The following is an 18,992-nucleotide window of genomic DNA, read 5'->3' as shown; positions in this document are numbered from 1 at the left end:
TCACGGCGCGGCCAGCTCGAGGACCCGTTCCACGGCGGTGTCCGCGCGGGCGGGGTCGGGTGACTCGGAGAGGAAGACGAGGGCGAGCATCACCGCCGCGTCCAGCCGGCACAGCAGCGCGAGCGGCCCGGCGTCGGGCGGGGGCTCGGCGTGGCGCGCGTAGCCGGCGCGCAACGCCTCGAGGTCGAGCTGGTTCTCCGGGAGCCTGGCGAACTCTCCCAGGCGCCCGAACTCCAGGGCGGGGTGGGCGTGCAGGGCGTTCGACCAGTCGAGGAGGGCGCGTACCCGGCCCTGCTGACAGCGGACGTTCGCCCTGCGGACGTCCAGGTGGAGCAGGGAGCCACGGCTGAGCGGCGCGGCGATCGGGAGCAGCCGTCCGGGGGCGGGCGGCGGCGGCCAGCCGTCCCTGAGGCGGGCGATCTCCCGCCAGCGGCGCAGGATCCTGCCGACCACGAGCCGGGACGCCGTCACTTGTTCGGCGGCGACGGGTCGCGGTCCGGGCAGCGGGACCGCGTGGAGGCGCGCCAGGAGCTCGCCGAGCCGGAAGCAGTCCAGCTCCGATCCGTCGTCCTCCACGTAGCGGCTGATCAGGAGGTCCGGCTCGTCCGGGGTCTCGGCGAGGACGAGGGCGACCGGCTCGGGCACGGGCAGCCCGTGGTCGCCCAGCAGGCGGGTGAGCCGGTACTCCTGGCGCAGCAGGGCGCGGGTGTCGACCCGAGGGTCGTTGGCGTTGGAGTCGAAGCGGCGCTCGCCTACGCGGACGGCGACCGGCGGCCCGCCGTCGCCCGGCCGGCCGCGGAAGACGGAGAACTCCAGGCCCCGCCCCAGCGGTTCGAGGCCGGTGATCCCGAGGGCGGCCAGGCGCTCGTCCAGGCTGGGACTGCTCATGGGGCCGGACTCAGCCGTCCTCCTCCTCCAGCCAGAACCCGGACCGCTCCAGCCACCGCCCGAGCAGCGCCGCATCCCCGGAGACCTCGACCTTCGGCGCGGGACGCCGGTAGACGAACAGGAGCAGCTCACTCACCGGCCCGCGAACCGTCACCGAGGCGTCCCCCTGCCCGCGCCTCCAGACGGGCGCGTCCCCACCGAGGTCGACCAGCCACTCGCCGTTGAAGCTCAGCGCCCGTCCCGGGCCGAGCAGCCCGTGCCCCTCGTACGCCTCCGGCACGCAGCTGAACCCCAGCCACTCCTCCAGCCCTTCGACGGCCACCTCGTCGTCGACCTCGAAGCCGGTGCCCAGGCCGAGCGCGGCGTCGGCCCGGTGCAGCACGGTCTCGAACAGCGCGCGCCGCGCCCAGAACGCCGGCGTGTCCAGCCCCTGCGGCGTCCACACGGGCCCCTCGGCCCCGCGCAACGCCTCCACCAGCCGCTCCGCGCCCTCCCCGAGCCAGGGATCGAGCTCAGCCGCCACCTCGTCCGTGTACGCGTCGAGGTCGTTGATCCGTTCGTCGGAGACCGGCTCCACGGACCGCGACGCCACGACCGTCCCCATCCAGCGATGGGCTTCGCCGACGTGCCGCAGCAACTGCCCCAGAGACCATCCAGGGCAGGTGGGTACGGGCGTCTTCATGTCCGCGTTCTTGATCAGCGATCGCAGCAGCTCGGTCTGCCCGGCGATCTCGGCCCGCATCCGGTCGTAGCTCAACAGGGACATGCCCGCCACCCTAGGGTGATCAGGCGGCCTCAGCAATCGCTTTCCGGCGCGTCGCCCGCCTCGCGGATCGGCCCGACATGGGCCGGATGCAGCGCAGCGTTCGCGCTCGATACGGCCGCGCACTTGCACGCCGCCCGCGAGTCAGAAGCCGAGGCCGAGCAGCACCGTGTGCGCGCCCTCCGGGCCGCGGACGTGCTTGCTCAGCTTCGCCGGGGAGGACACCTTCTCCGCCTTGAGGACGTCGGCGAGGTGCCGCGCCAGCCGTTCGCCGTCGACCTCGCCGGGGCCGCCCGCGTCGAGCGTCCAGGAGCGTACGGTCCGCTCGACCCGCTGCGACCAGCCCTGCTCCGCGCCCGGTGAGAAGTGCTTGAACCAGCCCTCGACGGTGAGCCGTTCGGCGGAGCGGATGGCGAGGACGGAGCGGGTTCCGGCGAACAGGGTGACGCTCACGTTCCTGCCGATCGCGCCGGTCTCGGCGGGCAGCGTGCGCAGGAACTCCCCCAGCAGCGGCGGCAGCGCCGCCCACCGGGGCACCCGCCACCCGCCCGGCGTGCTGAGCCCTTCGTTGGCGGGGGTCAGATATTCGATGACGAATCCACCCGGCGACTGCGACGGCTCGCCCCACTCGAACGTGGCCTGTCGCCACTCCTCATAAGGCTCTGTCGGCTGCAGGGAGAGCTCTGCGCCGGTCGCGGTGGCACGTAGTTCCAGCGATTCGGCGCCGGGCCGCCGCCAGCGCAGGAAAGGGGCTCCCCATTCCGGCGACGGCTCGTACCAGGGGCCGGTCGGGCCGTGGCTGCCGACGCTGTCGGCCGGGCCGATCGCGGCCTCCACCGCCTCGGCGTGCCGCCGGAACGCGGCGGCCGGTGCGCCCTCCAGGGAGAGGGGGACGGTCAGGCCGCGATATTCACGATCACCCGCGTACCGCCGCTCGTGCTCCGCCACCGGCACCAGCCGGCCGCGCCATTCCGCCACCGGGACCAGCGGGCCGCGCTCCTCCGCCACCGGCACCGGCATCAGGCGGCCGCGCCCCTCGGCCGCCGGTCGCAGCGCCGCGCCGGACCAGTCGCCGGGATCCACCTCGCGCCACAGCCATGTCGCGATGCCGGCGGTGTCGTCCTTCGTCATGGGCGTGACCTCAGGCCTTCTCGGGGTGGCGCTGGCGTACCGGGGTGGCCAGCGCGATCAGCGCCAGCAGCAGGCAGGAGGCCCCCGCGACGACGAACACCGTCGTCGCGCCGTAGTGCGCGGCGCCCCAGCCGAGCGCGGCCGCGCCCACCGGCCCGAGCGAGAAGTGGATCGTCCAGAACGCCGACGTCACCCGGCCCAGCAGGTGAGCGGGCGTCACCTGCTGCCGCAGCGACATGGAGTTGATCCCGGCCAGGCTCACGCACGCCAGATAGAGGGCCATGATGGCGGCCACGCCCCACACGGAGCCGGCGAGCCCGAGGCTGAGGATGGCCAGGCCCGACACGATCTGCGCCCCGATCCACAACGGTCCGAACCCGAGCATCCGCCGCATCCGGGCCACCAGCGCCGAACCGGCCATCGTGCCGACCGCCCCGACCCCCAGCACGACGCCCACCACGGAATCCGGCTGGCCGAGGTCGTGCTTGAGCCGGTAGATGACGATGTCCGTCAGCCCGAGCGTCATGAAGATGAAGAACGACAGCAGGATGGTCAGGGTGCGCAGCACCGGGTGCCGGAGCAGGAACTCCGCCCCGGCCAGCAGCTCCCGCCACGGCCGCCGGCCGGGCGCGGGCTCCACCGGCTCGACGGTCTCGACGGCGTAGCGGGAGGCGTGGGTCAGCAGGACGCCGAGCGCGGACAGCCCGAAGCTGGCGGCGTTGATGGCGATCGCGGCGGTCGAGCCCAGGTGGCCGCTCACCACCCCGGCCAGGGTGGGGCCGAGGATGCCCGCCGCGGCGGCCGTGGCGTACAGCATGCTGTTGGCCTCGGTGACGCGCTTCTCGCCGGCCAGGCCGCGGACCGCGGCCACGTACGTGACCTGGAAGACCATGCCCACGGCGGCGGCCAGCGGCAGCACCGCGTACAGGAGCCAGACGTGCTGGCCGAACGCCCAGGCCACCGGGATCGTCACGTACAGCACGAGCCGGATGACGTCGCAGGCGATGAGCAGCCGCCGCCGGTCGAACCGGTCGGCGAGCACCCCCGCGAACACCCCGGCCGCCACCGACGCCGCCCCCGACACGCCGGTGAGCAGCCCCATCTGGGCGACGGAGCCGGTGACGTCGAGGATGAGGAGGGGCACCGCGATGAGCGCGAACGAGTCGCCCGCCACGGACAGCGTCTGGGCACACCAGAAGATCAGAAAGTCACGGTCGCGCCACAGCGACCGGCTCACCGGCGGCGCGTCAGCGCGCATCGCCCACGGGGCCTGCCTGGGATGATCGGTATGCGCCGAGCCGGGAGGAAATCACGCGGGCAACCCTATCCCTCCCGATCCGGGGCACGCCGCTCAATTTCCGGCGCCGCTACGGGGGTCGCCGGGCGGCGAGGGCGGCCATGGCGGCCTGCTCGGCCTCGGTGAGACCGGCCGTCAGGGCGCGGACGGGCGATGCTCGACCCGGCCGCCGAGATCTCCACCGGCGCCTCGTCCTCACCCCCTGAGGCCGCGCTCTTCCACGAGGTGAGTGACGCCCGCGAAGCGGGTCAGCTCGTCCTCGGGAACGCGGCCCGCCCAGACGGCCGTCGTGGCCAGCCGGAAGATGAGCGCGCGTGCCAGCACGTGAAGCCCTTCGCGGCCGGGCAGGACGGCCTCGATGAGCTCCGGGTCCGCCCGGTGGTAGAGCAGCCCGTCCGCGACCACGACGGCCTCGGCGTACGCGACCGGCCGCCAGTACGGCGAGAAGTCGATCACGACGGGCGGTCGTCCGGGATGGAAGAGCACGTTCCCGGTCAGATCGCCGTGAATGAGCTGGCTGGGAGCCGTGACGGGACCCGCGAGCTCACCCAGCCTGCCCAGCAGATCATCGGCGTTGGTCGGCCGCGGCGGAGCGGCCTCGCCCCAGGCGACGCGGTCAGCGACCGCCCAGGGATCGTCGCGCCGGTCGAGCAGGGCCGGGCGCGGGAGGTGCCGCAGCTCCCGATGGAACGCCCTGCCGGCGGCGATCAGCGACCCCCACTTCCCGGCCGGCCCCTCCCGGCCGTCCAGGAACTCGGAGGCCGTCCACCCCTCGACCACGTAGGCCCCGTCGCGGGAGCGGAGCGGGAGGGGGACCCGGAAACCGGCCGTGGGGGACAGGCCCGCGAACACCCGCGCGGACCATTCGGCCTCTTCCGCGCCGTCCACGGGTTTCACGACCGCGTCGCCGGCCCGAAAAGTCCGTCCCCGGCCGCCGGCGAGCGGGCGGACGGGCGCGGTCAGCCCGAAGGCCGCCAGCACGCCGGGCGGCGGCTCAGTCATCGTCCCCAAGGTCATGGCGGCCATCGTGCCGGATCGCCGCCCCGCCCACCGCGCCCGCGACGTCGAGACGGCCAACCCCGACGACCCCGCGCTCCCGCCCGCGCGCCACCGCCACGCGGAAGCGGCCGTCGCCTGGGCCACGGCCGACCGCGCGTTCGTCCGGCGGCACCGGGCGCTGCTGGAGGCGCAGTAGTGGGGGGCGCCGCGACGGCCGCGGCGCCCCCGTGATCAGTTGCCGCGCAGCACTGTCGTGGCCTTGTTGCCGGCGTAGTCCTCCAGCACCGCGACCACCTTGCTACCGGCGCTGGACAGGGTCACCGTCTCGGCGGCCCGGGTGGTGCGGCCGCGGATGACGTACGGCTTGGCGCCCGACCCGTACGTCGTCGCGAACGACTTCGCCTGGCCGTTCTCAAGGACGGTCAGGGTGTGCCAGTCCGGAAGCGTCGGCCGGGAGAAGGTGAACGTGTTCCCGCTGATCTTCACCGCCGACGCCGGGTAGGGCGCGATCTCGGTGTCGGCGAACTTCCCGCGCACCGCGGTGGCCGTGCCAGGCCCCGCCCGCAGGGTGAGCAGGTAGCCGTCGCCGTTGACCGGCACCCCGGTCAGCGTCGTGCCCGTGCCGGTCCCGGGCAGCTCGACCTCCTTGCTGTACGGGCGGGACGTGTCGAGGCTCTGGACCTTCAGCGTGACGGGCCGGCCGTTCGCCGGGGGAGTCCAGGAGGCGGTCAGCGTGCCGTCCGGCCTGGCCGACGCCTTCACCGTGGCCGGCGCCGTGGCCAGGTCGAACGAGGTGGTCGCGGCCGGGCTCTCGGACCCGTCCGGGCCGACCGCCACCAGCCTGATCGTCCCCGACGTGGCCGTGAAGCGCTTGACGTAGTAGACGTCGTCGTAGATCCCGCCGAGGTAGGTGTCGTCGAGGTAGACGTCGTAGCGGCGCACCTTGTCGTACCCGGCGCTCTTCCAGGACAGGAACAGCTCGCCGGTCTCGGGCAGCAGCTGGGTGATGCGCAGGTCCTGCGGTGCCGCGGGGGTGCGGTCCTTGCCGTCGCGCAGGGCCAGCGCGCCGAGGTTGACCTGGTATCCCTGGATCGGGCGGGCGCCGGCGGCGACGACCAGGCCGAGCGCCGCGACGCGCCGGCCGGCGTACGCCGACAGGTCCACCGAGCGCGTGGTCCAGCCCGTGGTGCGCTGGCCCGAGCCGGCCAGCGGCAGCTGGACCACCTTGGTGGGGTCGGAGGCGAGCACGAGGCCGAGCCGCAGCTCGGAATCGTCGCTCGCCGAGGGCTTGGTGTAGGTCAGGTCGAGGGTCGAGCCCTTGGCGACCTGCAGGTCCGTCTTGTAGAGCCGTACGGTGTTGTCGCCGTCGAGCGTGCCGCCGAGCACGAGCGAGCTGCCGCCGTTGTAGGCGCCGATCTTCTGGTACGAGAACCGGCTCGCCGGCGTGTACGCGGGGCCGTAGTCGAAGTCGGCGCTGAGCGGCGTCCCGGCCGCGTCGATCCACCACTGCCAGGTCACCGGGATGTCCTGGAGGTTGATGTTGCCCCACTCCTTCGGGTTGGACAGCCGGCCCTTGGTCCAGGTGGACAGGCCGTGGCCGGTGTTGAAGGAGGTGGCGAACGTGGTGCCGCCGATGACGGAGCGCTCGGCGACGTACTTGGAGATCCCCTTCCAGGTGCCCTCGGGGGTGGTGGCGCCGGCCGAGGAGCCGGTCCACCAGCGGCGCTCCCGGTCGAAGACGTCCCGCTGCGCGGCGTCGTCGGTCTTGTTCGCGTAGTCGGAGGAGACGAAGTCGGCGCCGAGCGTGGCGATGGCGTTCATCGGCGCGCCGCCGGCGTCGAGGTTGTCCTCGAGGTTGTACGGCTGGTTGAACTGGTACTGCCCGGCCTCGACCCCGGCGAAGACGCTCTTGCGGGAGTCCAGCCCGAGACCGGCGGCGTAGCTCTTGGAGTTGGTGAGCTTGGTCCGGTTCCACCAGTAGTTGAGGAAGATGGAGTCGGACACGTCGCCGAGCCGCGGGTCGCGCACGAACGGGCCGTTCACCGCGTTGAACTCGTTCTGGTACGAGATGGCGCCCGTGGAGTTGTCGATGGAGTCGTACCACTGCACGTAGACGCCGCCGTCGCGCAGCTGCTTGAGGAACTGCTTGTACACCGGGATGTCCGCCGGGGCGACCCGCGCCTCCTGGTTGATGAAGTAGCCGTCGAAGCCGTAGAACTTGGCGACCTGGATCAGCTTGGCGGCCACGGGGAAGCCGCCGGCGGTGTCGCGGACCAGCAGCTCGGAGTAGGTCTGGTCGCCGCGGTCGTTGTCGGAGAAGAAGATGCAGCCCAGCGAGCGCACCCCGTTGGCGTGGGCGGCGTTGGTGTAGCCGGGGTTGGGCAGGTTGAGCATCCCGAACTCGAACCACTTCTCCCGCCAGTCGGCGGCCGGGTCGTAGTAGTTCACCGGGACTCCCTGGGTGGGCATGCCGTGCCAGGAGCCGTAGAAGTCGGCGTACTGCCAGTAGTTGAACAGGTACTGGCTGAACTCGTTGGTGTAGGGGTGGCTCTCGAAGAAGGCGTTGCCGTAGTCGCCGGCCAGGGTCAGCAGCTGGGTGCCGGCGGGCAGTGCCGGGTTGCGCTGCGTGGCGGCGTTGGCGGCGTTGCGCTGCTGGAGCGGCACCTTGGCGCGCAGCAATTCGGCGCCCGCGTCGTCGGCGGGGTTCCAGCGCAGCAGGTCGGTGACGGAGTAGCCGTGCTGGTAGGGCTGACTGGCGCCGACCGCGCTCTCGCCGGTCCAGGGCAGCGTGTCGCTGGCCGCGGCGCCGGTGGCGGTCAGCGCGACGGCGAGCATCGCGGCCAGGGCGGCGGTGCCGGCGCGCGTCACCGCCCGTCTGCGGGTGCGATGTGATCGGGCCATCACGACTCCTCACTGTCAGGAAGGGGGTCGGCCGGTCCGGGGGAGTGGACGGCCGGGCGGATGGTTTCGTGCAGGTCCGCGACGTACAGGTCGGTACGGGCCCGGTCCGCCGCGTCCTCGGCGAAGCAGCGCGCGGCGGGCAGGTCCCAGACGACGGCGGTACGGCCGCCCGCCGGGACGGTCACCCTGCGGAAGGCGAGCAGCTCGCGCAGGCGCGGCAGCACCCGGCCTCCGGTACGGCGCCCGAACAGCGGCACGACGACCTCGGCCGCGGCGCCGCCCGGGTTGGCGACCTCGACGCTCACCCGGACCGTGTCCGCGCCGGCCTCGGCGGTGAGGCGGTCGAGGAGCACGGGCCGGTAGCGCAGGCCGTGGCCGAACGGGAAGAGCACCGGGTCCGGCGCGTCCTGGTAGACGTCGCCGGCGGGGTGCCGGTCGTTGTGGCGGACCGGCACGGCGCCCGGATGGGCGGGCGCGGTGAACGGCAGGCGGCCGACCGGCTCGTAGCCGCCGAACAGCGCGTCGGCGATCGCGTGGCCTCCGTGCGGGCCGGGGTAGCCGGCCCACAGCAGCGCGTCGGTGTGCGCCAGGACGCCGGTGAGCACATGCGGCCGGCCGGCGACGACGACGGCCACCACGGGGCAGCCGGCCCGCGCCCGGACGGCGGCGACCAGGTCGTCCTGGTCGCCGGGCAGGGTGAGATCGGCCAGGTCGACGCCTTCCCCGGCGGTCGCCGTGGCCGCCTGGCCCGCGATCGCCCCGTTGGCCGCGAACTCCTCGGCGTACGTGCGGTGGCTCGTCCCGCCGAGCGCCAGGATCACCAGGTCGGCGCCGCTCAGGTCGGCCGCCGTGGGGACGCCCGGCGGGCACACCACCTCGGCGTCCGGCAGGGCCTGCCGCAGGGCGAGGTCCAGGCCGGCGGCCGACCCCGGCGGCAGGGGCGGCACGTAGTCGCCCAGCAGGGCGGTGACGTCGCGGGCGTTCGGGCCGGCGAGGACGACCTTGGTCAGCGACCGAGGTTCGAGTGGCAGGAGGCCGCCGGCGTTGTGCAGCAGCACCAGGGACTGCCGGGCCAGGCGGCGGGACAGGCCGTCGGCGGCCCGCCCGGCCAGCACGAGCGCCTCGCGGTGCCCGGCCAGAGTGAGCGCCTCGTGGCGGCCGGCCAGGGTGAGCGCCTCGCGTTCGGCACCTGGGGCGGCCTCACCCTCGGTGTCCCCGAGCAGGCCGGCGCGGTGCTTGAGGGTGAGCACCCGGCGGCAGGCGGCGTCGACCAGCTCGGCCACCCGCGGGTCCGCCAGGGCCGCCTCCTCCAGCAGGGTGAAGGACTCGTCCCAGAGCGACAGGTCCACCCCGGCCTCCAGCGCGGCCACGGCGGCGCCCGCCGGGTCGCCCGTCATCGAGGTCAGCCGGTCCACGGCCAGCCCGTCGGCCATGACGATCCCGTCGAATCCGCATTCGTCCCGCAGGAAGCCGGTCAGGAGGTCGCGGTTGCCGCAGCACGGCACCCCGTCGATGTCGTTGTAGGCCGCCATGAACCCCAGCGCCCCGGCCTCCACCGCGGCCCGCGCCGCCGGGAGATGCAGCTCGCGCAGGTCGCGGGGGCCGATGACGGCGGACTGGCCGTTGCGCCCGCCGACCGCCTCTCCTTGGGCGGCCAGGTGCTTGAGCACGATCGCGACCCCGCCGCGGCCCACCGCGCCGCGATCGGCGCCCTGCATGCCGATCACCAGCGCCCGGGTGAGCTCGGCGGCCAGCAGCGGATCCTCCCCGAAGCACTCCTCCGCCCGGCCCCAGCGCGGGTCCCGCAGCAGGTCGAGCGCGGACACCAGGGCCAGGTGCACGCCGCTCGCGGCGAGTTCGGCGGCGACGGCGGCCGCGGCCTCGGCCAGCAGGTCCGGATCCCACCCGGCGGCCACCGCGAGGTTGGTGGGCAGCAGCGTCCCGCCGAGCGCCTGGTGCCCGTGCGGGGCCTCCTCCGACAGCAGCACCCCGATCCCGTGGCCGCCGGCCCGCGTCACCTCGTCCTGGACGAGGGCGGCGACCTCGGCGCGTTCCTCCGGCCGGATCCCGTCGGCCCAGGTGCGGCCCGACCAGGCGTCGGCGCGGAAGACCCCGTACAGCGCGCCGAGCCCGCCCCACCGGTCGAGCTCGGCGCGGGCGAGATCGGTGAGCCGGAATCCGCCCCGAGGAGCCCGCTCGACGGCCTGCCAGCCGTAGAGGCGCTGGTTGAGCTGGCCGACCTTCTCGCGCGGGGACAGCTTGGCGAGCAGCCGCTCGACCGGCTCAGCGGTCGGCATGGGCGGCCATCCGGTCGAGGACCTCGTCGTCGGCGACCGAACTGTAGAAGGTGCGGCCCGTGGGCTCGGCGTGGACGAGCCGTTCGATGCCGCGGGCGCGCAGCGCGGCCGGGTCGCCCGCGGTCGCGGAGGTCACCAGGGCGGGGCGGGCCCCGGCGCGGGCGCGGCCCATCCAGGTCTCGAAGACGCCGCCGCCGGGGGAGAGCTCCGCCCGGGACACGGGGACGTCGTCGGCGCCGACGGGGACGACGACGGCCTCGGTCCGCGGGGACGGGCGCGGCCGGTGCCGCAGCTCCGCGGCCAGGTCGGCGAAGCGCCGGCCGATCGGTTTGACCGCGCCGTCCGCCCCGATCAGGCCGAGGCTGTGCTCCAGGTCGGGGAAGTCGGCCAGCCGGCGCTCCACGTCGTGCGAGCACCACCACGTGACGCCCCACAGGGCGTCGCTGTCGGCCGCCGCCCGCACGGTCCCCTCGCAGAAGCCGGGCGCCTGGTCCTCGGTCAGGTGGTTGAGCGGCGCGCCGACCTCCTGCAGCCAGACCGGACGCGCCGGGTCGAGGGCGAAGGCGCGCGACAGCTCGATGAGGTACGCGGCATGGGTGATGCTTTCGTGTGACATCGCCCCATAGCCCTGGGCGGTGCCGTTGAAGATCCACGAGTGGATCACGCTCATCTGGCCGTGCCGGCTGGAGTGCGCCGGGGTGAAGGGGTGGTCGTCGGCGTACCAGACGGCGTCGTACTCGGCGTTGAGCCGGAAGTGGCGGCGGTCGCGCGGCCCATCGCCGTGCAGCGCCCGCAGCCAGGCCGTCACCTGCCGGGCGGTGGCCGGCATCGGGCTCGGATGCAGCGCGGAGGTGAACTGGTTGACCTCGTTGCCCAGGGTCAGGCCGAGGAAGTTGGGCAGGTCGTACAGGTGCCCGTCGAGCGCCTCCACCAGCTCGGCCTGCGCGGCGATCGCGTCGGGGTCGGTGAACATGCTGCGCCGATGCCAGTCCGTCAGCCAGCTCGGCACGAAGTCGAAGCCGGACAGGTGCCCCTGCAGGACGTCCACGCTCGCATCGAGGCCGGCCTCGCCGGCGATCTCCACGACGCGGCGGACGTCGTCGAGCGCGCGGCGGCGGATCAGCGTCCGGTTCGGCTGCAGGACGGGCCACAACGGCATCACGCGTACGTGGTCCAGGCCCAGCCCGGCCAGGGCCTCCATGTCCCGCCGGGTGGCCGCCCAGTCCGGATCCAGCCAGGAGTAGAACCAGTCCTGGGAAGGCGTGTAGTTGACCCCGAATCTCAGCATTTCAACCTTTCAAGCCTCCCGCTTCGAGCCCGCGGAAGAAGTAGCGCTGCAAGATGGCGAAGAACGTGACAATGGGAACCAGGGCGATGATCGTGCCGGCCGCGATGAGGCGCGGATCGTCGTAGAAGGTGCCGCGCAGGCGGTTCAGCCCGACGGTGAGGGTGTAGTTGTCCTCGTCGGACAGCACGATGAGCGGCCACAGGAAGTCGTTCCACGAGCCGACGAAGGCGAAGATCGCCACGACCGTGATGACGCCCTTGACCTGGGGGACGGAGACGCGGATGAACCGCTGCCAGGCGTTGGCGCCGTCGACGATGGCCGCCTCCTCGAACTCGGCCGGCAGGTTGCGGAACGCGTTGCGCATGAGCAGGACGTTCAGGGCGGCCACGATCGTCGGCAGGACGACCCCCAGCAGGGTGTTGGCCAGCCCGGCCGCCCTGACCAGCAGGAACTGGGAGATCAGCACGGTTTCGGCCGGGACGAGCAGGGCCGCGACGCAGATGGCCGCCGCCACCCCGCGGCCGCGGAAGCGCAGCTTGCCCAGCGCGTACCCGGCGCAGGTGGCGCCCACCACGTTGCCGGTGACGGCCATGGCGGCCACGAGCAGGGAGTTGAGCAGGTAGTGCGGCACCGGGACGCGGTCGAGCACCGTCGCGAAGTTCCCCAGCGTGGGATGGCCGGGAAGCAGCTCGGGCGGCCGCGTGTAGAGCGCGTCGCCGGCGCCCTTGAGCGACAGCGAGACCTGCCACAGCAGCGGGCCCGCCAGCAGCACGGCCATCAGCAGGAGGATCAGGTAGCGCACGACCATGCCTGCCGCGATGCGGCGTCGCGCGGACGGACCGGACATCAGGAGGACCTCTGCTTGCGTTGCAGGACGAGCTGCGCGACCAGCAGCCCGCCGAGGATGACGAACATGACCAGGCTGATCGCGCCCGCGTAGCCGGTGCGTGCCTGCAGGCCGGTGCCCTCGCGCTGGATGAGCATGGTCATCGTGAGATCGCCGCCGCCGACCCCGCCGGTGCCGTCGGTGAGCACGTAGATCTCGCCGAACACCCGGAAGGCCGCCACCGAGGACAGCACGCCGATGAGCCCCATCGTGGAGCGCACGCCCGGGACGGTGACGCTGAGGAAGCTGCGTATCGGGCCCGCGCCGTCCATCGCCGCCGCGTCGTACAGGCTCTGATCGATGTTCGCCAGCGCGGCCAGGTAGATGACCATGTAGTAGCCCAGGCCCATCCACACGGTGACGAACATCGCGCTGAACAGCAGCAGCCACCGGTCGGTCAGGAAGGGCACCGGCGCGGCGACCGCTTTGAGCGTGCCGAGCAGCTCGTTCACCAGGCCGCGCTTGTCGAGCATGTTCGTCCAGATCAGCCCGACGATGACCGGCGACATGATCACCGGCAGGTACATCGTGGTGCGGAAGAAGCCCATCAGCCGGCCGGCGCCGCTCAGCAGCGACGCGAGCACGAGCGGCAGCGCCACCATGAGCGGCACCACGCACACCGTGTAGAGCGTGGAGTTCAGCAGCGCGGTGCCGAAGCGCTCGTCGGTGAACATCCGCCGGAAGTTGTCCCACCCGGTGAACTCCCCGGTCCTGAGCAGGGTGGAGTCCGTGAACGCCAGGCGCAGCGTATTCAGGAACGGCACGAGGACCAGGACCACGATGACGGCCAGCGCCGGCAGCAGGAACAGCCACGGGGTCAGGCGCCAGCGATGGGTCGCCGGCGCGCTGCCCTCGTCGTGCGTGGCGGAGCCGGTCATCCGTGCGCGGCCAGCCGCTCGTTGGAGTACTTGGCCGACTCGTCCAGCGCCTGCTGCACCGTCTTCTTGCCCAGCAGCGCCTGGGCGATCTGCTCGCGCAGCGTGTCGGCGTCGGCCGAGCCGGAGAACGCCGGAGGCCACCACACGACCGCCTTCTTCACCTGGGCGGCGCTCTCCAGGCGCACCTTCGTGGCGGGGTCGCCGTCGTCCTTGGTGAAGTACTCGTCGTCCATCGACCCGGCCGACGAGGGGAACACCGAGGCCTTCTTGGCGAAGGCGAGCTGGTTGGCGGTGTTGGTGACGTACTTGGCGAAGGCCGTGGCCAGCGGCTGGTTCTTGCCGGCGGCGTTCACGACGAGCGACTCGATGTACATGTTGGGGGCGGCGTTGCTGATCCGCGGCCCGATCCCGAGCGTCTTGTAGATCTCGGGCGCGGTGTCCTTCAGGTCGTTGAGGGTGTACGAGCTGCCCGACAGGTACGCCAGCCGGCCGGCCTTGAACTCCTCGACCTCCTTGGTCTGCAGGTTGTTCAGCGCCTCCTGGGTCAGGCCCTTGCTGGCGAACAGCTTGCGGAAGCGCTCGACGAACTCCGCGCCCTTGGCGTCGTTGTAGGTGAACTGCTTGCCCGCGGCGTCCATGAGGGGCACGCCGTACTCGCCGAACATCTCGATGACGGGCATCCGGGCGATCATCGACACGTCCGAGCAGTTCTTGGCCATGGTCTCGGCCTGGTCGAACAGCTCGTCGTAGGTGGCGGGCAGCTTGGCCGGGTCGAGACCGCACTTCTTGAACAGCGCGGTGTTGAAGAACGCCGGCCCGGTGTTCAGGTACCACGGGTAGCCGTAGGTCCCGCCGCCGAGCCCGCTGAACGTCATCGCCTGCCACGCCTTGTCCAGGTACTGGCCCTTGGCCTGGGGGTCGGCCTTGTTCAGGTCGAGCAGGACCCCGGCCTGGGCCAGCGTGTAGGCGGCCTCGGGGCCCATGTCCACGACGTCGGGCAGCGCCCCCGCCGCGGCGTCGGCCGACAGCTTGTCCTGGTAGCCCTCGGCGGGCTGGTCCACCCAGGCGATCTTCGTGCCCGGGTGCTCCTTCTCGAAGGCCGCGATCAGCTCGGTGAAGTACGGCGTGAACTTCTCGTTCTTCAGGTTCCACGTCTGGAACTTGATCGATCCCGTCAGCGCCCCGCCCGAGGCCTGCGGCGTCGCTCCGCCGTCACCGCACCCGGACAGCAGCAGCGATCCCAGGGCCAGCGCCGCGACGCAGGTCCGTGTTCTCATTGGACATCCTCCTTGAGTGATGCATGAGTGGCGATCCGCAGGGTCGCCACCTGGAAGGGGCCGAGGTCCAGCCGCGCCTCGCCCACGGGACGGCGCGCGCCCGCCGGGCCCAGGGCCACGGGCAGGTCCTCGTCCGCGCCGAGCTCCCGTTCGAGCAGGTCGGTCTCCCACACGACGGCTCCCGCGCCGAGCTCCTCGTGGCAGCTCAGCCGGGCGCCCGCCCGTCCGCCCCGCGTCTCGTACACGCGTACGACCAGGTCGCCGGAGCCGTCGTCGGCCTGCTTCACCCAGTCGACGAGCGCGTGGCCGGTGAGGAGCTCCAACCGGACCAGCGGTGCGGGCAGGCCGGTGAGGTCGGGCGCGTTGAACGCGTACGCGGCCTCGACCGCGGCCGGCACGTCCGCGCCGGGCAGCACCGCCCATCGGAAGGTGTGCGTGCCGAGGTCGGCGCGGGGGTCGGGGAAGCGCGCGCCTCGCAGCAGGGAGAGCCGGACAACGGTGGAGTCGCCGTCGGCGCGGGCGTCGGCCCCGTACATCGTGTCGTTGACGATCGCGAGGCCGAAGTCGCCGTCGTCCACGTGCACGTAGCGGTGCATCGCGGCCTCGAACATCGCCTCCTCGGTCGCGGTGTTGGTCAGCAGCGGGCGTTCGACGTAGCCGTACTGGGTCTCGAAGCGCGCGGTCCGCGCCAGGACCCGCACCGGGACGGCGACCTTGAGCAGGCGTTCGCGCTCCTGCCAGTCCACGGTGCACTCGGTCTCGAACCGCCCGGTGCCGGCCCGCAGCCACATGGTCAGCGTGACCGTGGACGCGCCGGTCCGCCGGACCACCTCCACGCCGGCGTCGGGCCCGCTGCGGACCACCCTGCGGCTGGTGACGTCGTCGAGCGCCCGGGGGTGGCGCAGCACGTGGCGGTCCACGTCCCAGGCGTCCCAGCGCACCGGCTCGTCGCGGAAGAGCTGCAGCTCGTTGAGGCGGCGGCCGGGCGGGACGACCTCCCGGCCACTGCGCAGGTCGAGGAGCGAGACGACGTGGCCGCCGCCGTCCACCACGACCCGCAGCAGGCCGTCGTCCAGCACGGTGGCGCCGGCCTCGCCGTCGGAGACCTCGACCCCGACCACGACCGGGGCCGCACCCGGCCGCACCGGCGTGATGAACGGGGGCAGGCCGCCCTCGGCCCGCTCGTCGCCCAGCGCCGCGCCTGCTCGCTTGATCAGATCGTGCAGGCGCTCCTCGATCGCCAGGTAGGTGTCGCGGGCCTCGCGGTGCACCCAGCTGATCGACGTACCCGGGAGGATGTCGTGGAACTGGTGCAGCAGCACGGTGCGCCAGATCTCGTCGAGGTCCTCGCGCGGGTACGGCGCCCCGCGCAGCGCGCTCGCCGCCGCGCTGAGATATTCCGCGGCCCGCAGCAGCGACTCGCAGCGCCGGTTGTGCCGCTTCATGGCCGCCTGCGAGGTCAGGGTGCCCCGGTGCAGCTCCAGGTAGAGCTCGCCCCGGTAGACCGGCTCCAGCGCCCCGGCCTCCCGCAGCTCGGACTCGGCCTCCTCGAAGAACTCCGCCGGGGTCCTGGAGATCACGCGTGGCGCCCCCTCCAGGTCGGCGAAGCGGCGCAGCCGCTCGGCCATCTCCCGGGTGGGGCCGCCGCCTCCGTCGCCGTAGCCGTACGGGAGCAGCGAATGGGAGGCGATCGCCTTGTCCTTGAACGTGGCGACCGCGTGATGGAGCTCGCGCGCGGTCACCTCGGCGGCGTACGTCTCCGCAGGCGGGAAGTGGGTGAAGACACGGGTGCCGTCGATGCCCTCCCACCAGAAGGAGTGGTGCGGGAAGACCGTGGTGTCGTTCCAGGAGATCTTCTGCGTCAGGAACCAGCGGGACCCGGCCCTGCGGGCCAGCTGCGGCAGGGCGCCCGAGTAGCCGAAGGAGTCGGGCAGCCACATCTCGCGGGGCTCGCGGCCGAAGCGGCTGAGGAAGTAGCGCTTGCCGTAGGTCAGCTGGCGCACCATCGACTCGCCGGTGGGGATGACGCCGTCCGCCTCCACCCACATGCCGCCGACGGGCACGAACCGGCCCTGCTCGACATAGTGCCGCAGCCGCTCGAACAGCTCCGGATAGTGTTCTTCGAGCCAGCTGAAGTGCTGGGCCGCCGACATCGTGTACACCAGGCCGGGGTCGGCGTCGAGGAGGGCGAGCGCGTTGGAGACCGTACGGGCGAGCTTGCGGACCGTCTCGCGCAGCGGCCACAGCCACGCCGTGTCCATGTGCGCGTGCCCGACGGCGGTGATCCGGTGGGCGCTGGCGTGCGCGGGCGTGGCCAGGACGGGAGCGAGGATCGCCCGCGCCCGCCCGGCACTCGCCTCGGCGTCCGCCTCGTCGTAGACGTCCAGGGCCTCCTCGATCGCGCGCAGCAGCCGCCAGTGACGCGGCTCGTCCGCGCTCAGCTCGGCGGCCAGGCCGCCGGCCACGTCCAGGTCGCAGCACAGCGCGTGGATCTCGGGCGAGAACGCGGCGATCTCCGCGCGGCGCAGCCTGAATTGCTCGAACGGCTCCTGCGCGCCCTTCTCGCCGTGCTCGGTGACGACGAAGGGCGGCAGGCCGAGCAGCAGGGGATTGGCCGCCGCCTCGACATACAGCACGAACGAGCCGCCGGCATCGACCAGATCGGCCCCGTGACCGCGTAACCGGATGTCGGACTGGCGGGGGTGCAGGCCCTTGACGATCGTCCCGTCCGGGGTGAAGACCAGGCCCTCGCAGTGACCGCCCACGGAGTGGTCGAACCAGCCCAGGTCCAGCACCAGGTCGATCGGGCCGTCCTGCCCCGGGTCGACCGTGCCCCGGATCCGGAACCAGGTCGTGGCCCAGGCCTCGCCCCAGGCGGCGCCCAGGGGGAAGGGGCGGTAGGCGGGGGCGGCCCGGCCGGCGTCGGGTTCGAGCCCGAGGGCATGGCAGGCGCGCACCGGCTCGCCGTCGTCCGGGACCGTCCAGGCCTCGACCTCGACACCGCCCAGCCGGGTGTGGAGCCGGGGCTGAATCCGTTCCCGCCGCACGCGGGCGAGCCTCTCTAGCGTGCGGCTGAGGTGGTTGTGCATTCCGTACCTCTCCGTAGCGGAGATATCACAATCGGCCTAATACGTTTTAGTACGTTATGATCAGCAAGCGACCGCAGACTAATACGTTTTAGGTGCTGCGGTCACCCGGGGGCTCATCAAGTTTGCATAACGACGGTTGTCCGCCATGGAGGATCGATGCCGCCGAACGACCAGGTTCCGCTCCAGGACTCAGACGGTTCGTCCGAGCCTCCCGCGTCCCTGGCGGGCACTGCGCCGGCCCGGCTGAGGAGCACCGACATCGCGCGGCTGGCGGGGGTCTCGGTGTCGGCGGTGTCGCTGGCGTTCAACGCCCGCCCCGGCATCAGCGACGCCACGCGCAAGCGCATCCTCGAGGTCGCCGAGGAGCTCAACTGGCGCCCGCACCGCGCCGCCCGCGCCCTCAAGGGGGCCAACAACGACGTGGCCGGCATCGTCATCGCCCGTCCGGCCCGCACGCTCGGCGTCGAGCCGTTCTTCGCCCATTTCCTGTCCGGCCTGCAGTCCCGCCTGTCCAACGAGGGGATCGCCACCCAGCTCCTCATCGTCGAGGACACCGAGGCGGAGGTGGCCGTCTACCGCCGCTGGGCCGCCGAGAACCGGGTCGACGGGCTCGTGCTGCTGGACCTCACGGTCGACGACGTCCGGCCCCGGCTCGTCGCCGACCTGCGCGTCCCCGCCGTCATCCTGGGCGGCCACGGGGCCCCGCTGCCGCTGTCCAGCGTCTGGGTCGACGACCACGCGGCGATGACCCGCATCCTCGAGTATCTCGCCGCGCTCGGCCACCGGTTCATCGGCCACGTCAGCGGCATACCGTCCTACCAGCACACGCGCCGCCGCCTGCGGGCCATCGGCGACGCCCGCGAGAGCCTCGGCATCGACATCGCCAGCGTGGCCACCGACTACTCCGACACCCAGGGCGCCTCGGCCACCCGCCGCCTCCTGGAGGCGAGCCCGCGGTGCACGGCGATCATCTACGACAGCGACGTCATGGCCGCCGCAGGGCTCGGGGTGGCCACCGAGATGGCCGTGCCGGTGCCCGGCGAGGTGTCCATCGTGTCCTTCGACGACTCCATCCTCACCCATCTGCCGCATCCCCCGATCACCGCCCTCACCCGAGACACGTACGCGCTGGGCACGCTGACGGCGACCGAGCTGCTCCACACGATGGCCGAGCGCCCGGAGCCCCGCGCGGTCCAGGCCCCGACGCCGGAGCTCGTCGTCCGCGGCAGCACCGCCCCACCGCCCAGGCGGCCATGAATCCGCCGTGGCTCCATCCGCCGATCCCGAGCCGGGCCGTG

14 protein-coding genes are annotated in these 18,992 nt (G+C 72.8%); 2 read left to right on the top strand and 12 right to left on the bottom strand.

All coding sequences use genetic code 11. The features are described 5' to 3' along the window. The 5 genes from ABZX61_RS27005 to ABZX61_RS26985 form a co-directional block, all read right to left on the bottom strand. The gene (locus tag ABZX61_RS27005; RefSeq protein WP_355198706.1) at positions 1-888 is read right to left on the bottom strand and encodes a phosphotransferase; all 888 of its coding nucleotides are present in this window, start codon (positions 886-888) and stop codon (positions 1-3) included. Positions 889-898: 10 nt separating this feature from the next. Beyond that, on the bottom strand, positions 899-1,654 hold the full coding sequence (locus ABZX61_RS27000; RefSeq protein WP_355198704.1) for a maleylpyruvate isomerase family mycothiol-dependent enzyme: 756 nt from the start codon (positions 1,652-1,654) through the stop codon (positions 899-901). A gap of 141 nt (positions 1,655-1,795) precedes the next feature. Continuing rightward, positions 1,796-2,782, bottom strand: coding sequence for a hypothetical protein (locus ABZX61_RS26995; protein ID WP_355198702.1), 987 nt, complete (start codon positions 2,780-2,782; stop codon positions 1,796-1,798). Positions 2,783-2,792: 10 nt separating this feature from the next. After that, positions 2,793-4,040, bottom strand: coding sequence for an MFS transporter (locus ABZX61_RS26990; RefSeq protein WP_355198700.1), 1,248 nt, complete (start codon positions 4,038-4,040; stop codon positions 2,793-2,795). A gap of 234 nt (positions 4,041-4,274) precedes the next feature. Then, the gene (locus ABZX61_RS26985) at positions 4,275-5,081 is read right to left on the bottom strand and encodes a TIGR02569 family protein (RefSeq protein ID WP_355198699.1); all 807 of its coding nucleotides are present in this window, start codon (positions 5,079-5,081) and stop codon (positions 4,275-4,277) included. A 13-nt stretch (positions 5,082-5,094) separates the two neighbouring features. On the opposite strand from ABZX61_RS26985, the gene ABZX61_RS26980 reads away from it, so the two are divergent. Then, positions 5,095-5,274 (top strand): hypothetical protein, encoded by a 180-nt coding sequence (locus ABZX61_RS26980; RefSeq protein ID WP_355198697.1) that lies wholly within the window; start codon positions 5,095-5,097, stop codon positions 5,272-5,274. 35 nt (positions 5,275-5,309) lie between these two features. Here the strand turns inward: ABZX61_RS26980 and ABZX61_RS26975 are convergent, their stop codons facing one another. From ABZX61_RS26975 to ABZX61_RS26945, 7 genes are read right to left on the bottom strand one after another with little or no spacing between them, the layout of a single operon-like run. Then, positions 5,310-7,979 (bottom strand): hypothetical protein, encoded by a 2,670-nt coding sequence (locus ABZX61_RS26975; protein ID WP_355198695.1) that lies wholly within the window; start codon positions 7,977-7,979, stop codon positions 5,310-5,312. Further along, complete coding sequence (locus ABZX61_RS26970; protein WP_355198693.1) at positions 7,979-10,276, bottom strand: glycoside hydrolase family 3 N-terminal domain-containing protein; 2,298 nt, start codon at positions 10,274-10,276, stop codon at positions 7,979-7,981. The genes ABZX61_RS26975 and ABZX61_RS26970 overlap by 1 nt, the downstream gene beginning before the upstream one ends. After that, positions 10,263-11,564 (bottom strand): glycosyl hydrolase, encoded by a 1,302-nt coding sequence (locus ABZX61_RS26965; RefSeq protein ID WP_355198692.1) that lies wholly within the window; start codon positions 11,562-11,564, stop codon positions 10,263-10,265. Before ABZX61_RS26965 ends, ABZX61_RS26970 begins: the two co-directional genes overlap by 14 nt. A 1-nt stretch (position 11,565) precedes the next feature. After that, the gene (locus ABZX61_RS26960; protein WP_355198690.1) at positions 11,566-12,411 is read right to left on the bottom strand and encodes a carbohydrate ABC transporter permease; all 846 of its coding nucleotides are present in this window, start codon (positions 12,409-12,411) and stop codon (positions 11,566-11,568) included. Then, on the bottom strand, positions 12,411-13,328 hold the full coding sequence (locus tag ABZX61_RS26955) for a sugar ABC transporter permease (protein WP_355198688.1): 918 nt from the start codon (positions 13,326-13,328) through the stop codon (positions 12,411-12,413). The genes ABZX61_RS26960 and ABZX61_RS26955 overlap by 1 nt, the downstream gene beginning before the upstream one ends. Next, entirely contained in the window at positions 13,325-14,605 is a 1,281-nt protein-coding gene (locus ABZX61_RS26950) for an extracellular solute-binding protein (RefSeq protein ID WP_355198686.1), read from the bottom strand. Before ABZX61_RS26950 ends, ABZX61_RS26955 begins: the two co-directional genes overlap by 4 nt. Continuing rightward, positions 14,602-17,652 (bottom strand): glycoside hydrolase family 38 C-terminal domain-containing protein, encoded by a 3,051-nt coding sequence (locus ABZX61_RS26945; RefSeq protein ID WP_355198684.1) that lies wholly within the window; start codon positions 17,650-17,652, stop codon positions 14,602-14,604. Before ABZX61_RS26945 ends, ABZX61_RS26950 begins: the two co-directional genes overlap by 4 nt. A gap of 198 nt (positions 17,653-17,850) precedes the next feature. On the opposite strand from ABZX61_RS26945, the gene ABZX61_RS26940 reads away from it, so the two are divergent. Beyond that, positions 17,851-18,951, top strand: coding sequence for a LacI family DNA-binding transcriptional regulator (locus ABZX61_RS26940; RefSeq protein ID WP_355198682.1), 1,101 nt, complete (start codon positions 17,851-17,853; stop codon positions 18,949-18,951). Positions 18,952-18,992 lie beyond the last annotated feature (41 nt).

It is taken from the genome of Nonomuraea sp. NPDC003709, assembly GCF_040610775.1.
GTDB lineage: Bacteria > Actinomycetota > Actinomycetes > Streptosporangiales > Streptosporangiaceae > Nonomuraea > Nonomuraea angiospora_A.
The sequence above is the reverse complement of the archived record's forward strand: the minus strand, read 5'-3'. Positions and strand labels throughout refer to the sequence as shown.